Source organism: Aquimarina sp. AU119, from assembly GCF_900312735.1.
GTDB lineage: Bacteria > Bacteroidota > Bacteroidia > Flavobacteriales > Flavobacteriaceae > Aquimarina > Aquimarina algiphila.
In genome coordinates, this window is sequence record NZ_OMPF01000014.1 from 574826 (window position 1) to 597515 (window position 22690).

10 protein-coding genes are annotated in these 22690 nt (G+C 34.3%); 4 read left to right on the top strand and 6 right to left on the bottom strand.

Annotated elements, in window-relative coordinates; genetic code table 11:
- The 4 genes from DK442_RS13290 to DK442_RS13305 form a co-directional block, all read left to right on the top strand.
- On the top strand, positions 1-858 hold an 858-nt coding region (locus DK442_RS13290; protein WP_160114170.1), incomplete at its 5' end, for a T9SS type A sorting domain-containing protein.
- 471 nt (positions 859-1329) lie between these two features.
- Positions 1330-6189: a carbohydrate-binding protein gene (locus tag DK442_RS13295; RefSeq protein ID WP_109436358.1), complete on the top strand. Its 4860-nt coding sequence runs from the start codon at positions 1330-1332 to the stop codon at positions 6187-6189.
- A 370-nt stretch (positions 6190-6559) separates the two neighbouring features.
- On the top strand, positions 6560-8926 hold the full coding sequence (locus DK442_RS13300; protein WP_109436359.1) for a TonB-dependent receptor: 2367 nt from the start codon (positions 6560-6562) through the stop codon (positions 8924-8926).
- Positions 8927-9011: 85 nt separating this feature from the next.
- On the top strand, positions 9012-9854 hold the full coding sequence (locus DK442_RS13305) for a DUF4249 family protein (protein ID WP_109436466.1): 843 nt from the start codon (positions 9012-9014) through the stop codon (positions 9852-9854).
- Positions 9855-9942: 88 nt separating this feature from the next.
- Here the strand turns inward: DK442_RS13305 and DK442_RS13310 are convergent, their stop codons facing one another.
- The 6 genes from DK442_RS13310 to DK442_RS13335 form a co-directional block, all read right to left on the bottom strand.
- Positions 9943-10728, bottom strand: a complete 786-nt coding sequence (locus DK442_RS13310; protein WP_109436360.1) for an HAD-IIA family hydrolase — start codon at positions 10726-10728, stop codon at positions 9943-9945.
- Positions 10729-10821: 93 nt separating this feature from the next.
- On the bottom strand, positions 10822-12468 hold the full coding sequence (locus DK442_RS13315) for a solute:sodium symporter family transporter (RefSeq protein WP_109436361.1): 1647 nt from the start codon (positions 12466-12468) through the stop codon (positions 10822-10824).
- Positions 12469-12573: 105 nt separating this feature from the next.
- Positions 12574-14340, bottom strand: a complete 1767-nt coding sequence (locus tag DK442_RS13320) for a glycoside hydrolase family 36 protein (protein ID WP_109436362.1) — start codon at positions 14338-14340, stop codon at positions 12574-12576.
- Positions 14341-14374: 34 nt separating this feature from the next.
- Positions 14375-17737: a VCBS repeat-containing protein gene (locus DK442_RS13325; protein ID WP_235010956.1), complete on the bottom strand. Its 3363-nt coding sequence runs from the start codon at positions 17735-17737 to the stop codon at positions 14375-14377.
- Positions 17738-17851: 114 nt separating this feature from the next.
- A complete protein-coding gene (locus DK442_RS13330) occupies positions 17852-19441 on the bottom strand; it encodes a RagB/SusD family nutrient uptake outer membrane protein (protein ID WP_109436467.1) in 1590 nt (529 codons plus the stop codon).
- Between the two features lie 19 nt (positions 19442-19460).
- Positions 19461-22529 carry a TonB-dependent receptor gene (locus tag DK442_RS13335; RefSeq protein WP_109436364.1) on the bottom strand — a complete coding sequence of 1023 codons (3069 nt, stop codon included), beginning with the start codon at positions 22527-22529 and terminating at the stop codon, positions 19461-19463.
- Between the last annotated feature and the right edge of the window lie 161 nt (positions 22530-22690).

Genomic DNA, 22690 nt, shown 5'->3' on the forward strand with positions numbered 1-22690 from the left:
GTAGATTTTGATGGTGCAGGCGTAGGAAGTTGTTTTATTTATAGCGTAAGTTATAATGGAACAATTACTGGCCTTACAGCTAATGAAAATATTTCAGGTTTATCAGGAACATTTGATCTTTCTAATAGTATAGAGGTTGTAAGAAACCCTGTTACTACAGGAGGAGATTGTTCTTTTGGAGCACCATTAGCCAATGCATTACCCGCTCTTAATAGTAAATACGAACATATATTTGTTTTAGGTAATGGAGGTCCAAGCCTTGATAATGTTACTAATTTAACGATCAATTGGGATCTTGCCAATAATGGATTGTACCAATTCTCTATGAATACCAATAATGGTACTCCAAGCTGGTATAATGATTTCTTACCCAAAGTGACGCAAACGTTTAATGCAGCACAACCATCACTTACGATTACAGGTTCTGGCTTTACAGGATTAGATGGAGAGTATTGGGCGACAGAAGATTCGGGTAATTTTGTGTTAGTTTCCAAAACAGGAGGATTTACTATTTATTTCAGTACAACTCCTATAACTCCTGATTGTGGAGGTGTTAGCACTACTTCTTTGCAGGATAAATCTAATATTGTAGTAAGCCCTAACCCAGCATCAAGTCATATTACCGTATCTATCGATAATAACATCGAAGCTAAAAGCAGAAATAATGTAATAGATGTTAGAATCGCAATATTTGATTTGGTTGGTAATGTGGTTAAAGTTAAAAACATACAAAATAGACAACAGCAATTAGAAGCAAAGATATCTGTTGAAGAATTAACTTCTGGACTATATATATTAGAAACTTTTGATAGAGTATCAAAAAGAAAATATCAAAGTAAGATATTGATTAATAGATAGTTTTTTTGAAGTCGACTTTTTAAGGATTATCTTAAAGAAGTGTTTAATCTATTTTATAATAAAGAGAGAGGTGAAAAACCTCTCTCTTATATTTTACCCAAATTAGACAAAATGATAAAAAGCAGGATTATCAGATGATTAAGCTTATATGACGAGTTAAATAAATGTTAAAATAAAACAATAAAAGAGAACTCCTGATCCCCTGATGGAGTGATAATAGAATTTATTATTTAATCCGACAATCAAATAATAATCCAGATATAACGAATTCTATTTTTTAAAAGTCAGATGGTAATTTATACAATACATAATCAAGTATTATTAGTATGTTTAATTCCTACAGTTTTGTTGTTTTTTACTTGTTAAATTATGTTAATACCGATTTCATCACATACTACGCAAAGGACTAAATAATTAAGAATAACGTTTATAAATATTAACTCAAAAACCAAACACAAAACCATTTTAATCATGAAACTTACAAAACTCAATTTTTTAATTGTATTTTTCCTTTTTGGGCTAGTAACAAAGGCTCAAACCCCCGAAGGAGAATTAAAAAGATGGCATAAGGTCAGTCTGACTTTTAACGGCCCCAATACCTCTGAGACCGCAAACCCAAATCCTTTTTCAGATTTTAGGTTAGAAGTAACATTTACACATCAAACCAGTAATAGAAGTTATACGGTACCGGGGTATTTTGCAGCTTGTGGTAATGCAGAAAACAATAGCTGTTCTTCAGGTAATAAATGGAGAGTACATTTTGCTCCTGAACAAACAGGAACTTGGAATTGGTCAGCATCATTTAAATCTGGAGTCAACGTCGCCATAAATGGTGGTGGATCAAGTGCTGGATTTATGGATGGAGCGAGCGGTTCTTTTAATGTAACAGAGTCTGATAAATCAGGAAGAGATCACAGAGCAAAAGATAAAGGAAGATTACAATATGTAGGAGAACATTACCTTAGATACTCGGGTACAAACCCTGCAAGTCCCAACGGACCTTGGTTTGTGAAAGCAGGAGCTGATTCTCCAGAAAATGCACTTAACTATGTAGATTTTGATGCTACACCAAGTTATAACAATAACCTTAATAAAATTGGTAGTAAAACATGGCAGCCTCATCAAAAAGATTATGTAGCTGCAGATGCAAGTTCGTATACATGGAGTAATGATAAAGGAACAGAGATTTTGGGTATGATTAATTACCTTTCTTCTCAAGGAGCAAATGTAGTCTCTTTCTTAACTTGGAATACAAGTGGAGATGGAGGAGCTGTTTTTCCTCATGTTTTAAAAGTTTCTGAGCAAGAATATGGAAATACAGGAAGAGCACAACAGTGGAATAAAGTACATCATGATCGTTTTGATGTGTCCAAATTGGCCCAATGGGAAAAAATGATGGAGTATGCAGATAAAAAAGGTATATATCTTCATTTTAAAACCATGGAAACAGAAAATGATAATAAAATGGATGGCGATAATTTTGGTAGAGAAAGAAAATTATACTACCGAGAGTTAATTGCTAGGTTTAGTCATCATTTAGCACTTAATTGGAATCTTACAGAAGAGACTACTCTTAAGGATAATGTAGCAAAGGCTACAGCATCATACATTAAGGATGTAGATCCATATGATCATAATATTGTAATTCATACGTATCCTAACCAACAAGATCAAAGATATAACCCTTTACTAGGTAATAGCTCTGTCTTAACCGGTGCTTCTATTCAAACAGATAAGAATAAAGTACATAACGATGTTAAACGATGGTTAGAAAAATCTCGTAATGCAGGTAGAAAATGGGTTGTAGCTAACGATGAACAAGGTCCGGCTTCAACTGGAATTAGAGTTTCTGATAAAGAGGTAAGACACAAAGTCTTGTGGGGTACACTTATGGCTGGAGGAACTGGTGTAGAATACTATAGTGGTTATACAAATAATGATGGTGATATAAACGGAAACGATCATCGTAAAAGAGGAAATAAATATAAAGAAGGAGGATACGCTCTTAACTTTTTTAATAAGTACCTGCAGAAAGATATGGTAAAAATGACCTCTTCAGATGGTGTAACAGGAGATGGAAACGATTATGTTCTTGCAAACGCAGGAAAAATATATGCTGTTTACAGACCAAATGGTGGGTCTACAGGATTAAGCTTACCCGCAGGAAATAATAAATATGATGTACAGTGGTATAACCCACGTAGTGGAGGTAACCTAACTGCTAAAACAACCTTAGGAAGTAATTTGGTTGCTCCTGATAATAATGACTGGGTAGCACTAATTACTAGTAAAGATGGAAATGGAAACGGTGGTGGAGGCACTTGTGACAACACAAAAACAACTACATCGTCTCAGGATGCTTATTTACAAGGAAGCACTAGATTTAATACTGCAGATCTTAGAGTAGAAAGTGGAAATAGAGTTTCTTATATTAAATTTACGGCACCTTCAACTACAGAAAAAGTTACCGGAGTAAAATTAGAACTTACCGTATCTACAGATAATGGTAATGGACTAATAGAAATTTTTAAAGGAAGTTCTAATAACTGGACAGAAGGTAACCTTTCTAACAGTAATAAACCGGCTGAAGGAACTAAAATAGGATCTCTTAATACTACATATAGTGTAGGTCAATCTTACCAATGGGATTTATCAGGAATCGCTCCTGGTGAAACTGTTTCTTTGATTGTAAAACAAACTGGTGGTAACGATGTATCTTTTTATTCTAAAGAAGGAGCAACAGCGCCAAAACTTATTTTCGAACTTGATTGCGAAGATGCAGGTGGAAGCGGAAATTGTGGAACGGTTGCTATGAAGTCAATTTCAGATTTTCCAACACTATCAGTAACTGGTTTTTCTCCTGCATATAAAGACAATGTAAGAAATGCAGTAGCAATAGATGCTTCACAATATAAAGATAAGTTCGCTGCTGCAGAATCAACTTTTGATGGTGAAACAGGTAAATATGATATCAAATTAACAACGCTTACAGAGATTGATGGAGAATCTACCTATAGAATTTCTGTAGATGGTGTAAGAGTAGGGGAATTTAAAAATCCTACCACTACAACAGATTATGCTGAATCAGGAACTACTTTTAAAGATATTGAAGTTAAAAAAGGAGCGAAAATTAGAGTAGAATTTAATTCGCATACTAATGGTAATATTCCTGAAGGAAACGGTACAGCGTTTTCTCGTGGTAGATGGACAGCACTCGATTTCATTTGCCAGGGGGGCGGAGGTACTGACGGAGGTGGAGATACCGACGGAGGAGAAGGTTGTGTTGCTTTAGAGAAAAACGGAGTAGTAGCTGTAGAAGCAGAACATTTTGCAAGCCAGGAAAAAACAGGTAAAAGAAAATGGTATGTTCTTGAAGGTAGTACAACAGGGACTCCAACCCCAGATCCTGATCCAAATCATGCTAGTGGAGCTAGTAGTGGTGGATACTTAGAAATTTTACCTGATACAAGAGTTACACATGGTGATCCATTAATTGCTGGTGAAAACTTTAGCAATGTGGCTGGTCAACTTACCATTGTAAATTACAAAGTGAAGTTTACAAGTGCTGGTAGATATTTTGTTTGGGTTCGTGCTCATTCTACTGGTACCGAAGATAACGGAGTACACGTTGGTCTTAATGGTACATGGCCTGCATCAGGAAATAGAATGCAGTGGTGTAATGGTAAAAATCAATGGACTTGGGAAAGTAAACAACGTACAGCAGCAAATCACTGTGGCGAAGAACGTAAAATCTATTTGGATATTCCATCTGCCGGAGTGCATACAATCTCATTTTCTTTAAGAGAAGACGGATTTGAAATGGATAAGTTTGTATTGTCTAAAACTTATACAAAACCTACAGGTAATGGCCCAGCAGAAGTTTTGGTAGATTGTAACACCGGATCAGAAAATGCTAAGCCACAAGTAGGGATGACATCTCCAGCGAGCGGAACAACTTTTGGTAAAGAAGAAACCATTACACTTAGTGCAAATGCATCTGATAGTGATGGTACAGTAGCTAAGGTTGAGTTTTATATAGGAACGAACAAGGTTGGTGAAGATACAACAGCTCCTTATGAGATTACAACAACAATTCCTAATATAGGATCTTACAACGCCACCGCAAAAGCAACAGATGATAAAGGAGCTTCAACTACTTCGGCGAGTGTTATTATCGAAATAGAAGATAATACGATGCCTCCGGCAAGTACTGTTGATATTCCAGGAAATTTTGAAGCAGAAAGTTTTAGCGCGAAGTCAGGAGGTGTAAAAATAGAAAACACTCCTGGAACGACAGATAAAAATTTAGGGTTTATTAAAAATAACGATTATGTAGAGTATAATGCAAATGTGCAATCTAGTGGAGAATATACTGTAGATATTTTTGCATCAAGTGCTGGTGTTGGTGGAACAATAGATATTGTAGAAGCAGGAACAGTGGTTGGTTCTATAGATATACCGGTTAATAGTCAATGGCATGATTACAAAAAGTATTCTGTAAATGTTTTACTTTCTACAGGAGAAAAAACCATAAGATTGACATTTAAAGGAGGATCTGGATATTTATTTAATATAGATAAAGTCATGACCACCAAAATAGCAGCACCTGTAGAGCAAACGATTACGTTATCACCAATTCATGATGCGTATTTACAAGGAACAACAAGATATAACAATGGATTGGTTAGACTAGAACAAAATAAGAGAACAGGATATTTGATGTTTGACCTTTCATCTATTAACGGTGCTATAACTAAGGCAGAATTAAAATTTAAAGTAAATTCTGATTCGGGTAATGGTAATCTTAATATACATAAAGGAAGTTCTAATACCTGGACAGAGGCGAATTTATCCAATACTAATAAGCCATCTGCAGGAGTTGTATTAGGGAATCTAAACTCTACTTATGGATTAGGTAATGTAAAAACAATACCTCTTAATGAAGGGGCAATATCTGGAGATGCATTATCATTAGTGCTTAATGTAACTTCAGGAAATGATTTTGCATTTGCATCAAAAGAGAATGCATCTAATACTCCTCCACAATTGGTAATTACCTATGAAGGAGCAAAACTGCAAAGTTTAGCTAGCAAAAAGAAAAATGGAATTAGTGTTTTTCCAAACCCTGTAATAGATATAGTTAATATATCTGGAGTATCTAATGGATCTAAGATTACAATTTTTAATTCAATCGGACTATTACAGAAAGAGATACAACTAAAAGAGGGTCAAAACTCAATAAATATTAATGATTTACCTTCTGGATATTATATTTTAAATGTAATGAATGCTAACAAAGTTATTTCGAGAACCAAAGTTCTTAAACAATAATAAAAAAGAGTTAGTTACTAAAAAGGGGAGCTATTTAGCTCCCCTTTTTTTATGGTTTTTTTTGAGTAAATAATCCTCGGGGTAAACCCAAAGGGCATTCGTATGGAACTGAATTTTAATTTCGAGGCAAGCCTCGGGGTATTATACCCTTTGGCGGTGCCAATAAAATAGAAAAGATTAGAATAAATATTTGTTAAAGAAGCAACCCTTTGTTTTTTCAATTGTCCATGGATGTATAAAAACTACCAAAAGGTTCAATTATCAATTTGTAGAAAAAAATTGAATCTCATCAATTAAAACAGTGTAAAAACAAATGAACATGCTTCGAAATTCCAAATTTAAAAATCAAAGAACAAGGACCTACATCCTCATGATGTGTTGCCTTACGATGCTTTTGGCAAATACAACAGTTGTGAATGCTCAAGAGAGTTATAGTTTAAGTGGTACAATTAAGGATATTAATAATGGAGAAACACTTTTTGGTGCCTCTGTTTTTTTTAAAGGAACCTCAATTGGTGTAATTACCAATGAATATGGTTTTTACTCGATTACAGCTCCAAAAGGAAACTATACATTGGTGGTTTCTTATGTTGGATATACAGATATGAGTAAAGAAATTATACTGGATAAAAATCAAAAAGTAAATTTTGAGGTTACAGAATCTTCTACGCAATTAGATGAGGTTATCATCAAAAGTGAAGAATCAGAGCGTGTAAGCCTCAGAAAACCAGAAATGAGTGTCTCCAAACTTAATATTAAGACGGTAAAACAAATGCCTGTGGTATTAGGAGAAGTTGATATTGTAAAATCTATTCAGATGCTTCCCGGAGTGACTAATAATGGGGAAGGATCTAGTGGGTTTCATGTAAGAGGTGGTGCGGCAGATCAAAATTTGGTATTACTTGATGAGGCTATAATTTATAATACTTCTCATTTATTAGGGTTTTTTTCCATCTTTAATGCAGATGCAATTAAGGACATTAAATTATATAAAGGAGGGATTCCTGCTCGTTTTGGAGGTAGAACCTCTTCTGTTTTGGATGTTCGTCAAAAAGATGGAAACAACAAGAACTTTGCTCTTACTGGCGGAATAGGAGTAATTTCTAGTCGAATTGCTGCCGAAGGCCCGATGTTTAATGACAAAGGTTCTTTTCTTGTAGCAGGTAGAGGTTCGTATTTAGATTTAATCTTAAAAGCAGCTGGAGAGAAAAATACAGTAGGGTTTTATGATGTAAATCTTAAAACCAATTATAGTATAAGCGAAAACAATAAACTATACCTGTCTGGATATTATGGTAGAGATACCTTCAAATTTGGAAATAATTTCAAAACCAGCTACGGAAACGTTTCGGGAAACTTAAGATGGAATCATATTTTTAATGATAAATTATTTTCAAACTTATCCCTTATATATAGTAAGTATGATTATGATTTAGATATTGCTATAGAACAATTCGAATGGATTTCTTCGATTAATAATTATAATGCAAAGTATGACCTTAAGTACTACGCAAGTGATAAATTTAAATTAGATTTTGGAGTAAGTGGTATCTATTACGACTTTGATCCGGGACAAGTAGAACCAACATCTGAAAGTTCGTCAGTGAATCCGTTAACATTAGATCAGAAAAGAGCTGTTGAGAGTGGAGTATATGTAAATGCAGAACACAAAATCAGTGATAAACTCTCTGTACAATATGGTGTTAGATATAGTGCTTTTAGTAGATTAGGAGGGCAAGCACTGGTAGACTATGCAAATAATCAACCTGTTGTATATAATACCGCTTTAGGAATATATGAAAGAGGGACCGAAATAGGAGAAACTGATTTTAAGAAAAGCGAAAGCATCAAAAGCTTTGGTAATTTTGAACCTAGAGCCTCTTTGGCATATCAATTAAATGAGTACTCCTCTGTAAAAATGGGCTACTCTAGGGTTGCTCAATATATTCATTTGCTATCGAATACAACTGCGATTACTCCTTTGGATGTATGGACTCCTAGTGGAAAATATATAAAACCTCAATTATCAGATCAATATGCATTAGGGTATTTTAGAAATTTTAAAGATAAAATGTATTCTTTGGAGGTAGAAGCATATTATAAAACTACAGATAATAGAATCGATTATATAGATGGCTCTGATTTGATAGGAAATAATACTATTGAAACCGAAATTTTGAATGGAGAATCCAGAGCTTACGGATTAGAGTTACTATTTCGTAAAAACGAAGGTAACTTCACAGGATGGCTTGCATATACAGTATCAAAATCAGAGCAACGAACGCTTGGAGATAATGCTGGTGGACCTGGTATCAATAATGGAGATTGGTATAATACTGCATTTGATAGAACACATGATGTTTCACTTACCGGATCATATAAGTTAAATGATAAGTGGACTTTTGGAACCAATCTGGTTTTTCAAACCGGAAGACCAGTTACCTACCCTAATGGTCAATTCGAATATGAAGGATTATCTATAGCTACTTATGCTGATCGAAATTCTGATCGCTTACCAGCATATCATAGACTAGATATTTCTGCAACATATAGACCGAATAGAAAACCCAATAAAAGATGGAAAGGAGAATGGGTCTTTGGGATTTATAATGTATACAATCAGAAAAATGCAGCTTCAATCTCTTTTGGTCAAAATGTTGAAACAGGAGCAAATGAAGCAACAAGAACAGCGATTTTTGGGATAGTACCTTCGATAACGTATAACTTTAAATTTTAATGTGATGAAATACAGGTATTATACAAACCAAAATAAGTATTTGCAGATTGTATTTAAGACTAAAAAAACGATAAAAGATAAACAGATGAAAGCATATTTAACAATCATAATAGCATTGTTTGCTATCGTCTTTACATCCTGTGAAGATGTAATAGATGTAGACGTACAGACAGCACCCACCAGACTCACTATCGAAGCTTCATTGGATTGGGAAAAGGGAACTGCAGGAAATAATCAAACTATAAAATTAAGTACCTCCACTCCATTTTTTGATACAAACTCAGATACTGGTGTTACCGGTGCTTCTGTAAAAGTCACTAATGATACAAATGGGGCCGAGTTTATTTTTGCAGATCAAAATAATGGAGAGTATACCACTACAGATTTTGTGCCTATACTTAATCAATCCTATACTTTAGAAGTCGTGTATAATGGTGAAAACTACACCGCTACAGAAACACTGATGCCAGTAGTAGATATCAAAGAGGTTACTCAGTCCACAGAAAATGGTTTTGATGATGAGATTCTGGAAGTGAATATATTTTTTGATGACCCCGCTGATGAGGATAATTTTTATCTTTTTAGATTCAAAGAAGAAGGAGATCTTTTAGCAGAGTTCGAAGATTTTGATGATGAATTTACAAATGGAAGAGAAATTAGTTGGTATTATGAAAAGGAAGAAGATGAGGATACCAATACCGAAGAATTTACTTCAGGAGATGTTGTAGATATTGATTTATATGGTATTTCTGAAGCATACTATAACTACATAACTATACTCATAGAACAATCAGAAGGAGTAGGTCTTTTTAGTGCAACTCCTGTTGCTTTAAAAGGAAATTGTATTAATCTGGATAACCGGGAGAACTATGCTAATGGGTATTTTAGAGTAACGCAAGTAGTAAGAACCAGATATACTTTTGAGTAGTTAAGGCTAATAATAGTTTTATAAGATGGAAAATGCCCCAAAAACTTGGGGCATTTTTATATCTATTAACAAATTCTACTGTATTTAGTTATTTAGTAAACTTTTGTATCGCTTCATCGACATCAAGTTCTGCCAAAGATTCTATAATCATATCAGGCGTAAAAGCATAATTTACAAGATCCTTCTTTTTAGAAACTCCGGATAGTGTTAATATAGTATTATACCCCATTTGTATTGATCCTAAGATATCAGTATCCATAGTATCCCCAATCACAATAGTTTCATCGGTAGTTAACCCTAATTTTTTTCTTGCAGCTCTCATCATTACAGGGCTTGGTTTTCCAACACTAAATGCTTGTTTACCAGTAGCTTCTTCTATCATAGATACGATAGACTTAATTCCCAGGTTGGACCATCCTTTTTTCTTTGGAGATGGATCTAGATTTGTAGCAATGAGTCTGGCACCAGATAAAATCATGTCTACAGCATTATTTGCCATTTCCAAAGTGAAATTACGACCTTCTCCAACAACTACATAATCCGGATCTGAAGTTACCAGAGAATATCCGTTTTCATGCAGACTTGTAATTAACCCGCCTTCACCCAAAATATAAGCAGTACCATTAGGTTTCATAAAACTCAAAAACCAAGCGGTGGCCATAGCACTGGTATACACATTTTCTTCTTTAATCGAGATTCCCATACCCAGTAGTTTATTTACTGCGTCTATCGGTGATCGTTGACTATTGTTTGTCATAAATAGAAACGGTATTTCTCTATCCTGTAATGTTTTGATAAAGACATCTGCTCCTTTTATAAGTTCGTTTCCATTATAAATGACACCATCCATGTCAATTAAAAATCCCTTCTTCATTCTTTTTCTGAGGTTAAGTTGTATTACAATTCGGACGTAAAGTTAGGGATAAGCAATAGAACTTAAAAATCAATAGTATAGTAAGTTTTTGAATTAAAAGATAAGATAGGTGCTTATTACAAGCACGGTAATCGCAGCACCGGTTATAAAAGCATATTTCCATGGAGTAACATCCACGTCTTCTGTTATTTTCTGTACATAATCTGTTTCTCTAGGGTATAGTTTTCCAATGATGAGCATGATACCAATATTTAAGACAAATAAGATAGCCATCACATGTAAAAAGTGAGGGTATGCTTCTGCTTCTATGAGGCTTAAAGCCGACTCGTCTGTAATGCCATTGACAGCTGCATTTGCTAATGCATTTTTGACCAGTATAGGTTTAATTGCGAATTGACTAATTAGATATAATGCAGAACCTGACAATACTCCTATTTTTGCCGCAATCGGAGGAACACGTTTCGTAAAGAAACCTATTACGATAACAGTTAAAATAGGAATACTATAAAAGCCGCTAAATTCTTGGATTCTTGCAAATAATCCATCTGGAGCGTCAAGGATAAATGGGGCGAGTAGCATTCCAAAAACACCTACGATAACTCCAAAAATCTTCCCGGCTTTTACAGCCTGAAGCTCATTGGCATTCTTCTTAAAATATTGTTTGTAAAGATCAAAACCAAAAAGAGTAGCGCTACTATTTAATACACTGTTAAATGAACTTAAAACAGCTCCAAAAAGTACAGCAGCAAAGAACCCTACAAAAGCTGGAGGCAATACTTTACGCACTAATGAAGGATATGCTTCATCAGGGTTTGCTAAATTACCATCAAACAGATGCCAGGCAATAATACCTGGAAGAACTACAATGATTGGGATTAAAAACTTAATCAATGCGGCCAAAATCATCCCTTTTTGTCCTTCTTTAAGAGTTCTTGCGCCAAAAACACGTTGTAAAATAGCTTGATTGGTTCCCCAATAAAACATTTGTACAAGCATCATTCCCGTAAAAATTGTTCCAAAAGGAATTGATGCAGTGGGGCCTCCTTGTACTTCAAATTTATCAGGATTATTTTCCCAGAGCGCATTAATACCATCGATTACAGAGCCATCTCCAACCATCATTAATCCAAAAAAAGGAATTAATAACCCTCCTGTGAGTAATCCTATTGCATTAACCAAATCTGATACGGCAACGGCTTTTAATCCTCCAAAGATGGCATATACCATTCCTATTAAACCTATAGTCCACACGCAAATCCATATGGTAGCACGTTGCGAAATTCCCATTAAACTTGGCAAGTCGAACATTGTACTAAACGCTAAAGAACCAGAGTATAATACAGAAGGTAACAATACCAAAGCATACCCACTTAAAAATAGTGCAGTAAGAATAGCTTTGGTCTGATGGTCAAATCGTTTTTCTACATATTCTGGGATAGTGGTAATTCCTCCTTTCATATAACTTGGTAGTAACCATACTGCAGTGATGATCATGGCAATAGCAGCCAAAGTTTCCCAGGCCATTACAAGAATACCTTCTGAAAAAGCTTGGCCATTAAGTCCTACTATTTGCTCTGCAGAAAGATTAGTCAGAAGTAAGGAACCAGCTATGGTGATAGCACCTAAGCTTCGACCACCTAAATAGTAACCATCAGCAGATTTTTCATCAGTTCCTTTAGTTTTCCACCAGGCGTATACTGCTACAGCCAGAGTAAATGCGATAAATGAAAGTATTCCCATGAAATAGTATATGTTAAAAGTTAAACTAAAGAAAGATGCTTACTATATTTTTTAAAAGATACAATTATTTGTCAAATGTATCCTGGAGATATTAGTATGGTTAAACTAAATTTCATTGTTTTTTTCTAATCTTACTAATCCACAAACAGGAACTTTTATTTGTACAACTCCTATAAGAATCATTAAATTATATTCTTTTATTTTTTGCCCTAAACAGTCATATATGATACAATGATAGGATCCAAAATTTTTAGTACTACTTAAAACAATGTTAGGAGTAGTTTGTCCATTGATAATATCAATTCGATTCGATTTTTCTTCAAAATCTATAACATAATTATCAAACAACCCGATAATCGTTAGTTCTTCAGTAGTAGATGTAAGTATTGGATAATTAGCCAATGGTTTTTGAGGCGTAAAAACTCCGTTTAAAAGTGTATCTGCATTTGCTTTCCAATACTGAGTATAAAAACGAATCATTGATAATTCATCTTCTGTCGCCTCTTTTAAAAGCACAGAAAGTTGAGGGACACCAAAAAGTGTATTCACTACTTGTAAGGCTTTAATCTCTGTGGGTTCATCATGATGATACGTAAACATATCGCTATGCACTGCAGTTTTTCCACATAACATTTTGATATCTGTAATACGAACTCGGTTCATTGCAGAGTCTCCCGGGCAGTCAAATGCTCTAAACATATTACCGTATTTACGCATAGCTGGTCCAGTATATTTTTGTCTAAACTCTATAACTACTTCTGGTTTTATAGCATGTAATGACGCCATAATATCTGTCATTAAACGGTCTACTGCCAGGTTAACCGATGAATAATCTCTCCCATTTTCTTTGGTTAAAACGGTGGTGGGATATACTTTAAATTCATCTATAAAATCGAGTTTAAAGCCATCAATATTCCAATCATTAAGTGCACTGGTGTATAAATGAATAAGATGCTCTCTTACTTCTGGATATCTAGGATCAAATACAGGAGCCCATCGGTGTTCTTCGGTAAGAAATTTACCTTTAAATTTTTGATATGCTTTGGATTTTTTACCACAAAAAGGGACAGAATACCATAGCGCGATTTTCATTCCTGTTTTATGAATGTTGGCAACAAAATCTGACATCTCAGGAATTCTTTCAGGCTGCCAGTCTCCAGTAAAATCATAACCCCTGTTTTCATCAATGGTTTGCCAGCCATCATCCAGAATTATTAATTCATACCCTAATTCAGATGCAATTTTACATTCTTCTATTAATATTTGAGTGTCTAATTTTTGATGAAATTGATACCATGTTGAATATACTGGTACTTTTGCAAGGTTAGGGGTTTTGATAGGTTTTAAATTTTCAAAAGTACTCCACCAATGCCCAACATTCATCAATGATTCAGAAAAATGTTGTTCTTGTGTGTCAATTCGTAATTGCGCCTGATAGTTTTTTATTTTATGATGCCTTTCTGTAAAAAATGAAATGTGACAATAGATAAAATTATCTTCTTCTCTATACAAAGCATTGAGTTCTGTTGTATGTATGGCATCAGAACAAGCAAAAGTATGTACATTGGTATCCTTATGGCTAAAAAGAGAAATAATAGGAGAATCAACAGAGATTCTAGATTCCATATGATCCAGTTCCCAGTCATCCATAATTCTTTTTGCAAAATCTGTGGTGGGTTTCCAGACTCCTTTAATATTAATGGCAGGGATTTTCCATCGTAAAGTAATAGGATGGGGCTCAAAATCTGAATCTGCAGAAAAATTAATAGTATATATAGAAACTCCATCATTTTCAGAATTTAAAGCAATTGATACTTTAAAAGCTTCAGTTTCTCCAGTTACCTCTATATTGTGAGTAATTACGTCATTCATTAAGTAAAATTTTGTTCATTATATTTTAGCAACCTTATCGATTTGCTAAAACACCATTTTCTTCATTTTTAATTTTAAAAACTCTAATGCTATCATTATTTTGTGTAGCAATCACAAGTGGAATTTTATTCTTATTCTTAATAGAAATGATATGATTAGACTGTTTGGGAACCAGGAATCCACTTTCCTGATTTTTGATAGGGATAAAACCATTTTTTGACCCTTGAAGGTACATCCCGATCATGGCATCATGCCTGCCATAATTGGCTTCTGCAGAATAATTATTTCCTACAATCAATACATCTTTAAATCCATCGGTGTTAAAATCATCAACAAGAAAATCATTGATTGGAGACCTTTGGCAAATAGGAGGTAAATGATGAACAACAAAAGTGTTATTTCCAATATTTTCTGCATAGATTGATTCAAAAATATTGGCGCTTAGTGTCTGTTCTTCAAGATTCGTGATGTCTAATAATTCCTGAAAAGAAGCCTGTGCAAACTCATCATAAGTACCGTATTTCTTTTTGAGAAGTACGAGTTGCTTCATAATATCATCTCGAGTATGGATGGGTTTTAAAGAAATTCCTGACGTAGTTTTGAAATACTGAGCAAGGATGGGATCAATACTTCCATTACCATCAAAATCGTCTTTATAGACATAAACAGGTTGATCAAAAACCGGTTTAATAAATCCATTAAGCCCTTGGTTACCTGCTAGAATATCCATATCTCCGTCATTATCAAAATCGGCAGATGTTATGGTATTCCACCAACCTGACATTTTAATAATTTTGCCATCGGGAGTTTGCCATTGTATGGGAATTTTTTCTGCTTTATCTTCTTTTATGTTATACACTGTTATAGGCATCCAATGACCGACTACAATGAGTTCTTTTGCGGTGTTATCTGTAATATCTGACCATATAGCATCGGTTACAATTCCCTGATGAGAAAAGGAGATGTTTTTATCAATTGATAGTGTACCACTATTATTCTTTAAGATATAACTAGGTGTAGATTCTGGATATCTCCCGGGAAGTACACCTCCTCCTACAAAAATATCAGGATATCCATCGTTGTCAAAATCATTGGCTACTACACAAGATGTGTTCGTATTAATTTGTGGAAGAATTTGATCTTCTGAGACAGTATAGTTTCCTTCTCCATTATTATAATATATGCGATCTTGTAATAAATTTGTATCAACACCAGCATCAGTACCTCCACTACCAATGTATATGTCGTCATCACCATCATTATCGATATCTAAAAATAAAGCTGCAGTATCTTCATATTTAGATTCGAATTCCTGAACAGGGAGATATATCCCCTCATTATTTTCGGCAAAAAGTTGTCCAGGCTTACTTTTGCTGCCGCCAATAAAAATTTCATCTCCAGTTTTATTGTCAATATCTGCGGTAATTATACAAGGGCCATTTGCATTAAACTGATGAGGTAGTAAAGATTGATACACGTAGTCGTTTAAAATGTTTTCCTGATGTGTATAGGTGAGTATTTGTTTTTCTTTTTCAAATAATTTTTTAGGTTCTTTTGTTTTAGTTTCTTTTTCAGCTGAATGGTGGGTCATTGTTATCACCTGGTTAGTTTTGATATTTCTTTTTAAGGAAACGGTTCCGTTAGGCCAAATGACCTTTAGGGAGTCGATATGATCAGATGTAAAACCAAAATGTATAATAGGTTCTACAGAAGACAAGTATCCTTTTACAACAGATTGGTACTGAATTTGACTTTTTTCTTTTTCCCAAACAATGACTTTTGCTCCAATTGCTTTTTTGTTTTTTGGAGTTCCCTTTAGTTGCACACGCAGGTAGTTTTGTTCTTTTTCTGAAGTATGATTTTCCAGAATAAATGCAGGGCTATTGATATTATTGATAATTAAATCCAGATCACCATCTTTATCCAGATCAGCATAGGACGCGCCATTTGAAAAAGAGTTTTTTTCTTTAAACCATTGTGAAGATACATCCTGAAACTGAGTATTCCCTTTATTCTGATACATCACATTAGGGAGGTGTATCCCTGGGAGTTGATCGACAAAACTTTTGAATTTTTCTTTTCGGGTTTCTGGTGTTCCAAAAATATTATTTTGACCAGAGTAATTTACAAAATCAAGATCTGTAATATCTTTTACATATCCATTGGTAATGTAAAGGTCTTTTTCTCCATCATTGTTATAATCTGCAGCAAGTGGAGTCCAACTCCAATCAGTACTTGCAATGCCAGCGGCATATCCAATTTCTGATGCAGGTAAGACTTCTCCATCAATCAGACCATTGTGAATCTGCAATGTATTATGTATATATTGAGGAGTATATTTATTTCGTTGTGAGAGTAAATATTTATCATAATTGCTAAGCCCCAGCATTTTTTTTTGCCTTTCATAATCATTGGGCAACATATCTACAACCATAATGTCGGGTAACTGATCATTATTCATATCTGTTACATCTACTCCCATGGCATTATAGGTCTGTTTGGATACAATTTGATCATTCATTTCGTCAAAACCTAAGTGAACTCCGTTTGAATCCAAGCCTCTATTTATATACATCAGATCATTTGTAATAAAATCATTACTTACATAAATATCAGGTAGATTATCATTATTGAGATCGTTTATGGCGATGCCCAAACCAAAACCTTTATGGGTAATTCCTAAGCTGTCAGATACATTGGTGAAATATATTTGTTGGTCACTTTTTCTGGTTTTGTTTTCTAATAAATAATCTGCTAAATGATTTGGGAAGTATTTTTTTGGTAAAGGGATATTTCTATCTCTTGTAGTATTTCCATTATGAACAATGTAAGCGTCAAGATCTCCATCCAAATCGTAGTCAAAGAATACAGTTTGTTGACTATAGTTTCCGTCGTCTAATCTGTAAATTGCCGCTTTTTCTGTAAAGGTTGGAACACCAGATTCATTGATTCCATTATTTATAAATAATTGATTTTTGCAGTCATTCTGACAATCAGGTCCACCTACATTTAGGTATATATCGTCAAACCCGTCTACATTTATATCGACAATACTTACACCAGTGATCCAGGTATTAGTTTTGAAATTTGATATAATCGAGATGTCTTTAAATTTCATTTTACCTAGATTAAGATAAATTTTACTTGAAACTTGATTTCCTGTGAAAACAATATCTGGCAATCCATCATTATTGAAATCTCCAATTCCAACTCCGCCACCGTTGTAGCAATACTGAAAATCGATAACATTGATTTCATCATTTTCTATTATCGTATTTTCAAAATGTATATTAGAAATAGAGGCTGGAACAAAAGTAAATAGATGCTTTTCTTTGCTCTGATTTTTACAATTAGATAATAGTATGATGACTATGATATGATAGAATATTTTTTTCAAAAATATTGAGGTTAACATGTTTTAATAACCAAGCAAATCGGTGAGATTTGCTTGGTGACTAAAACAAAATACAATTACAAACAAACAATCAAAATAATGCTATATGTTTATATTTTAGTATCCAGGATTTGGTTTTAAATTTGGATTTGCTTGCAATTCTGTTAACGGAATCCATAAATATTCATCTTGCCCTGTGGTGAATACAGCTGCGGGTCCTGCCAGAGATTTTGGATGACGTCCTCCTGCAATAGTAGAACCTGGTCCCAATACATCATCAGCGAGCTCCCACCGTACCAGATCAAAGAAACGATGCCCTTCACCTGTTAATTCCATAATACGTTCATCGATTATAGCTTGTTCAACTTCTGCCTTACTTAGGGTAAGTGCCAAAGGAGCAATTTGAGCCCTTTCTCTAACCTGGTTGATATAAGGAATAGCTTCTGCGGTAGCCATATTTTCATTAAGAGCTTCGGCTAACATTAATAATACATCAGAATACCGTATAATTCTCCAATTGGTTCCTAAGGTATGCCCAAAACCAGGAATTTCTGCGCTAGACAAGTTTTCATCTAAACCTGCATATTTTCTAGAAAATAGTGCTGGAACGCCAAGATTTTCTGCGATTTCAATGCTTGGAGCAAAGTCTTCTGTAAATGGAGCTCCTCCATATCCGGTTGCTCCTGGGTAATCAAAAGCAATAGTTCTATTTCTTCTTATAACATCTCCATTATCTTCAAAAACTTGAAGAATATGTGGATTTATTACATGTCCTTGATCTAAACTTACATGTGGAGGAGAATAATCAATATGCCAGTTGGATTGAGATCCTGTAAGTGGTGAATCTGCTCCCCAAACAAAATTATCTTGTCCTACATATTGAAGTTCATACACAGATTCTGAATTATTTTCCATAGAAGGATCAGATGAAAAGTTATCTCCATAATTTTCAGAAGGTAGTAAAGAATAGCCTAATGTAGTTACTTCTGTAAAGTCTGTAATTGCATTTACCCAATCTTCCATGTATAAATAGGTTTTTCCTCGTAATGCAAGAGCTGATCCTCTGGTGGGACGTCCTATATCTTCTGCTCCCCAGGATTGTGGAAGTCTATTTATCGCTTCAGTAAGGTCTGCAATAATTGCTTCATGATACATTTCTGCCGTTGCATTAGAAGGAAAGAATTCTTCTGGGTTTTGAGGGTCAGGTGTTTGCATAACAAGTGGTGCCGTTCCAAAAAGATTTAACAAATACCAATTGCAAAATGCACGTTGAAAATGTGCTTGTCCTAAAATTTGATTTTGAACTTCTCCGGATAGCACACCATTTTCTGCATCTTCTTCTATAATTCTATTGGCCCTGGATATAGATTGGTATAATTGAGGATATAAGTCTACTGCCCACCTTGAAATACCTGGCTGTCCTTCTAATGTAGACATGGTCGTATTTTGTTGAAATGGGATTACATTATATGCGTCTGAACGTAGCATTGCGCCTGTATGGATAACTCGCCCCCAAAATAATACTGCAGTTATTGAATGGTACATTCCATTTACTGCAAGTTTAAAGTCATTTTCTGTTTGAAAAAATGCTGGTTCTGCTACGTTATTTGGATTTGAAATGTTAAGGTCTTCTTCATTACAGCTATAATAAATTACTACAAAAAGTAATAACATTATAAAAGGGAATAATTTTTTAATAGTTTTCATATTGTATTCTTTTTTGTTTTTAAAATGACATTTGTATCCCAATTACAAAGGTACGAGGTCTTGGTTGTGCTCTTACATCTAGCCCCCTGTCAAAAACAGAATCAGCATTAGTTAATGGCGTAAAACCAAAGAAACCGCGATTAGTTCCTAATCCACTATTGTTAGATCCTATTTCGGGGTCATATCCAGAATAATTTGTAATAGTAAATACATTCTGAATATTTGCAAATACTCTAGCATTAGAGATCCATTCTTTTCCTATGAAATCATTAAAACTATATCCTATTTCGAGTGTCTTAAGACGGAAAAAAGAACCGTCTTCTACAAAGAAATCTGATGGGAGTTGGTTCCCAGCTGTATCTTGAGTAGTTACACGAGGAAGATTTGTATTTGGGTTTGCAGGAGTATAGGCATCTCTTACAATTCCAAGTTTGTTATCGTCTAAGAAGAAATATCCAAAGAATTTGGTAACATTATAAATTTCGTTTCCTTGAACTCCATTAAAGAAGGCTCCAAGATCCCAGTTTTTATAATTTGCAGAAAAGTTAATGCCATATGTGAAATCTGGTGTTGGATCACCTAAAGAGGTCTGGTCTTCATCATTTATGATGCCATCATTATTAATATCAACCCTTCTGAAATCACCTGGTTGCAGTAAAGCTCTTCTGTCAGGGTCATTAGCTAAGAAAGGATCATTATCTATTTCTGCCTGGCTATTATAAATGCCATCGGTCTCGAAACCAAAGAAAAATCCTAAAGGTTGCCCAACTTCAAAACGATTTGCTCTTAATCCTTCTTCATTATACGAGGGACCTACAATTGGATTTGGAGAGTCTGTTAACTCGTTTTGGATGGCAGAAAGATTAACACCTACATTGAATGTGAAATCACCACCTTTGTCATACCTATAGGAGGCTTCAAATTCAAAACCTTTATTATTAATAGATGAAGCGTTTTGAAATACTGGATTTACAGATCCATTAGAATCTGGAATAGCAACGGCCTGAATCACGTCCTCATTATCTCTATTAAAATAGTCAAAACTTAATTTTAAGTCATTGTTTAATAATGAAGTATCTAATCCAAAATTGATAGTTTTTGATGTCTCAAAACTTAATGTAGGATCGACTAAACTTGTAATTGCAAATCCTGGGATTTGTCCTGAAGAACCACCAAATGTGGTAGGGGAATTAGGTTCTACCACAGATTGGTTCGAAAAAGGATCTACGTTTTGAGATCCTAATTCTCCATATCCAGCTCTTAGTTTGAGTGAATTAAAGAGTCCATCTTTATTAAAGAAATTTTCATCACTAATGACCCATCCGGCAGAGAAAGAAGGGAATGTACCTGTATTAAATCCATCTGCAAAAAGAGAGGTCTTATCACGTCGTACTATGGCAGTGAATAAATATTTTTGTTTGTAATTGTAGTTTACACGTCCAAAAAATGAGAAAAGTTTATTATCAAAACGTCCTCCACCAGAATTTATAATATTATCGGCAAACTGAGCTATATTGGTAATATTATTACTAGGGAGTCCTTCTGCATAAATAGCAAGTGTGTTTGTAGTAATATCTTGACGGGCACCACCTATAAGAAGATCAAAATTATGTTCTCCAATGCCTTTTTTATAGTTAAGAGTAGGTTCGACATTTGTAGCATAACGTTCTCCTCTTACCTCTGTAAGATCGTTGAGTGGGTTAGCATTAGTCTCACTATCTATATTACTTTGAAAAAATGTGGGTTGAAAGGTATTTCTATAAAAACTGGTATATTCGGTTCCTACATTAAGCTTTGCAGTAAGTCCTTCGATAATTTCATATGAAAAATTTAAATTACCTAGAAAATTACGTTCTGTATTTTGATCATTTACTAATTGTGCGTTAGCAAATTTATTTGTCCCTCCAATTCCAAAAATTGGATCATTAATAGCCTCAAATCCACCTTCATTTTCAGGAGCAAAAGGACGAATAATAGGTACGGTACCTCCTTGGTTACCAAAAGCATTATTACGAGTAAATCTGTTTTCAGAAAATCCAAAAGATTCTTGAATTTTAAACTTTCCAATTTTAAATTCACTATTTAAACGTACATTTTTACGATTAAATTCTTCACTTATTAATAATCCTTCTTCATCATAATAGTTAGCACTAAAAAAATACTTTGAGTTTTCGCCACCACCAGATATATTAAATCCAAAATCTTGAATTGTACCCGAGTTTATGCTTAAATCTTGAAAGTCTGTGTCGATTCCTGGATTAGGAATATTTCCTTCAAGCCCATCATTAACTCTACGTTGATTAAGAAATGCAATATATTCGGAGCCGTTAAGTAAATCAAGTGTTTTGGCTTGCGTATTAATTCCACTTCGTATATCAATATTTACTGTAGGAGAAGAATCTTGTTTACCTCGATTGGTAGTAACAATAATAACTCCATTTGCAGCACGAGAACCATATATGGCTGCAGATGTCGCATCTTTTAATACTTGCAGATTTACAATATCTTTTGGATTTAAATAATTGATATTATCAGAAATGGCACCGTCAACAACATATAGAGGAAAGGAATTTGTCAAAGAGCTTACTCCACGTACAAAAACGTTTGCAGGACTACCAGGAGCACCCCCGGCAGTTTCTACCTGAACTCCTGCAAGTTTTCCTTGTAAGGCCGAGGTTGGATTTGCTGTAACAACTTGATTGATATCTTCTGATTTAATTTGAGATATAGCACCAGTAAGATCTCTCTTAGATTGTGTACCATATCCTACAACAACGATTTCATCAAGAGCAGCAGCATCTTCTTGTAATGTTAAGTCAATAACAGATTGTCCGTTTACAGGAACTTCTTGAGTGATAAAACCTAGATAGCTAAAGGTTAATGTAGCATCGTCAGCTACATTGGATAAGGTGTATTTACCATCAAAATCTGTCGTAGTTCCATTTTGTGTTCCCTTTACTATGATGTTTACTCCAGGGAGAGGCCCCTGAGCCTCTGTTACTGTACCAGAAACTGTTTGTTGTGCAGAGACTGAAATAACAAGCCCAAATAAAAACATCATAATACTAGTGAATGTTTTTTGATTCATATGATTTGTGTTTATTGATAAAGTTTTGATTTCTTTTTTATTAAAAGCCAAGAAAGTGTAATTGTTTAATATGCTATGATACACTATGCTACTATGCAAATATAAAATTTTTTTTCACATAATTATAATTTGATGTTAATAAAACCAAGAATACTACATTT

Excerpts from the sequence above, each read along its gene's own strand:
- DK442_RS13295 (WP_109436358.1), top strand. The coding sequence starts at position 1,330 with ATGAAACTTACAAAACTCAATTTTTTAATTGTATTTTTCCTTTTTGGG.
- DK442_RS13300 (WP_109436359.1), top strand. The coding sequence starts at position 6,560 with ATGATGTGTTGCCTTACGATGCTTTTGGCAAATACAACAGTTGTGAAT.
- DK442_RS13305 (WP_109436466.1), top strand. The coding sequence starts at position 9,012 with ATGAAAGCATATTTAACAATCATAATAGCATTGTTTGCTATCGTCTTT.
- DK442_RS13310 (WP_109436360.1), bottom strand. The coding sequence starts at position 10,728 with ATGAAGAAGGGATTTTTAATTGACATGGATGGTGTCATTTATAATGGA.
- DK442_RS13315 (WP_109436361.1), bottom strand. The coding sequence starts at position 12,468 with ATGGGAATACTTTCATTTATCGCATTTACTCTGGCTGTAGCAGTATAC.
- DK442_RS13320 (WP_109436362.1), bottom strand. The coding sequence starts at position 14,340 with ATGAATGACGTAATTACTCACAATATAGAGGTAACTGGAGAAACTGAA.
- DK442_RS13330 (WP_109436467.1), bottom strand. The coding sequence starts at position 19,441 with ATGAAAACTATTAAAAAATTATTCCCTTTTATAATGTTATTACTTTTT.
- DK442_RS13335 (WP_109436364.1), bottom strand. The coding sequence starts at position 22,529 with ATGAATCAAAAAACATTCACTAGTATTATGATGTTTTTATTTGGGCTT.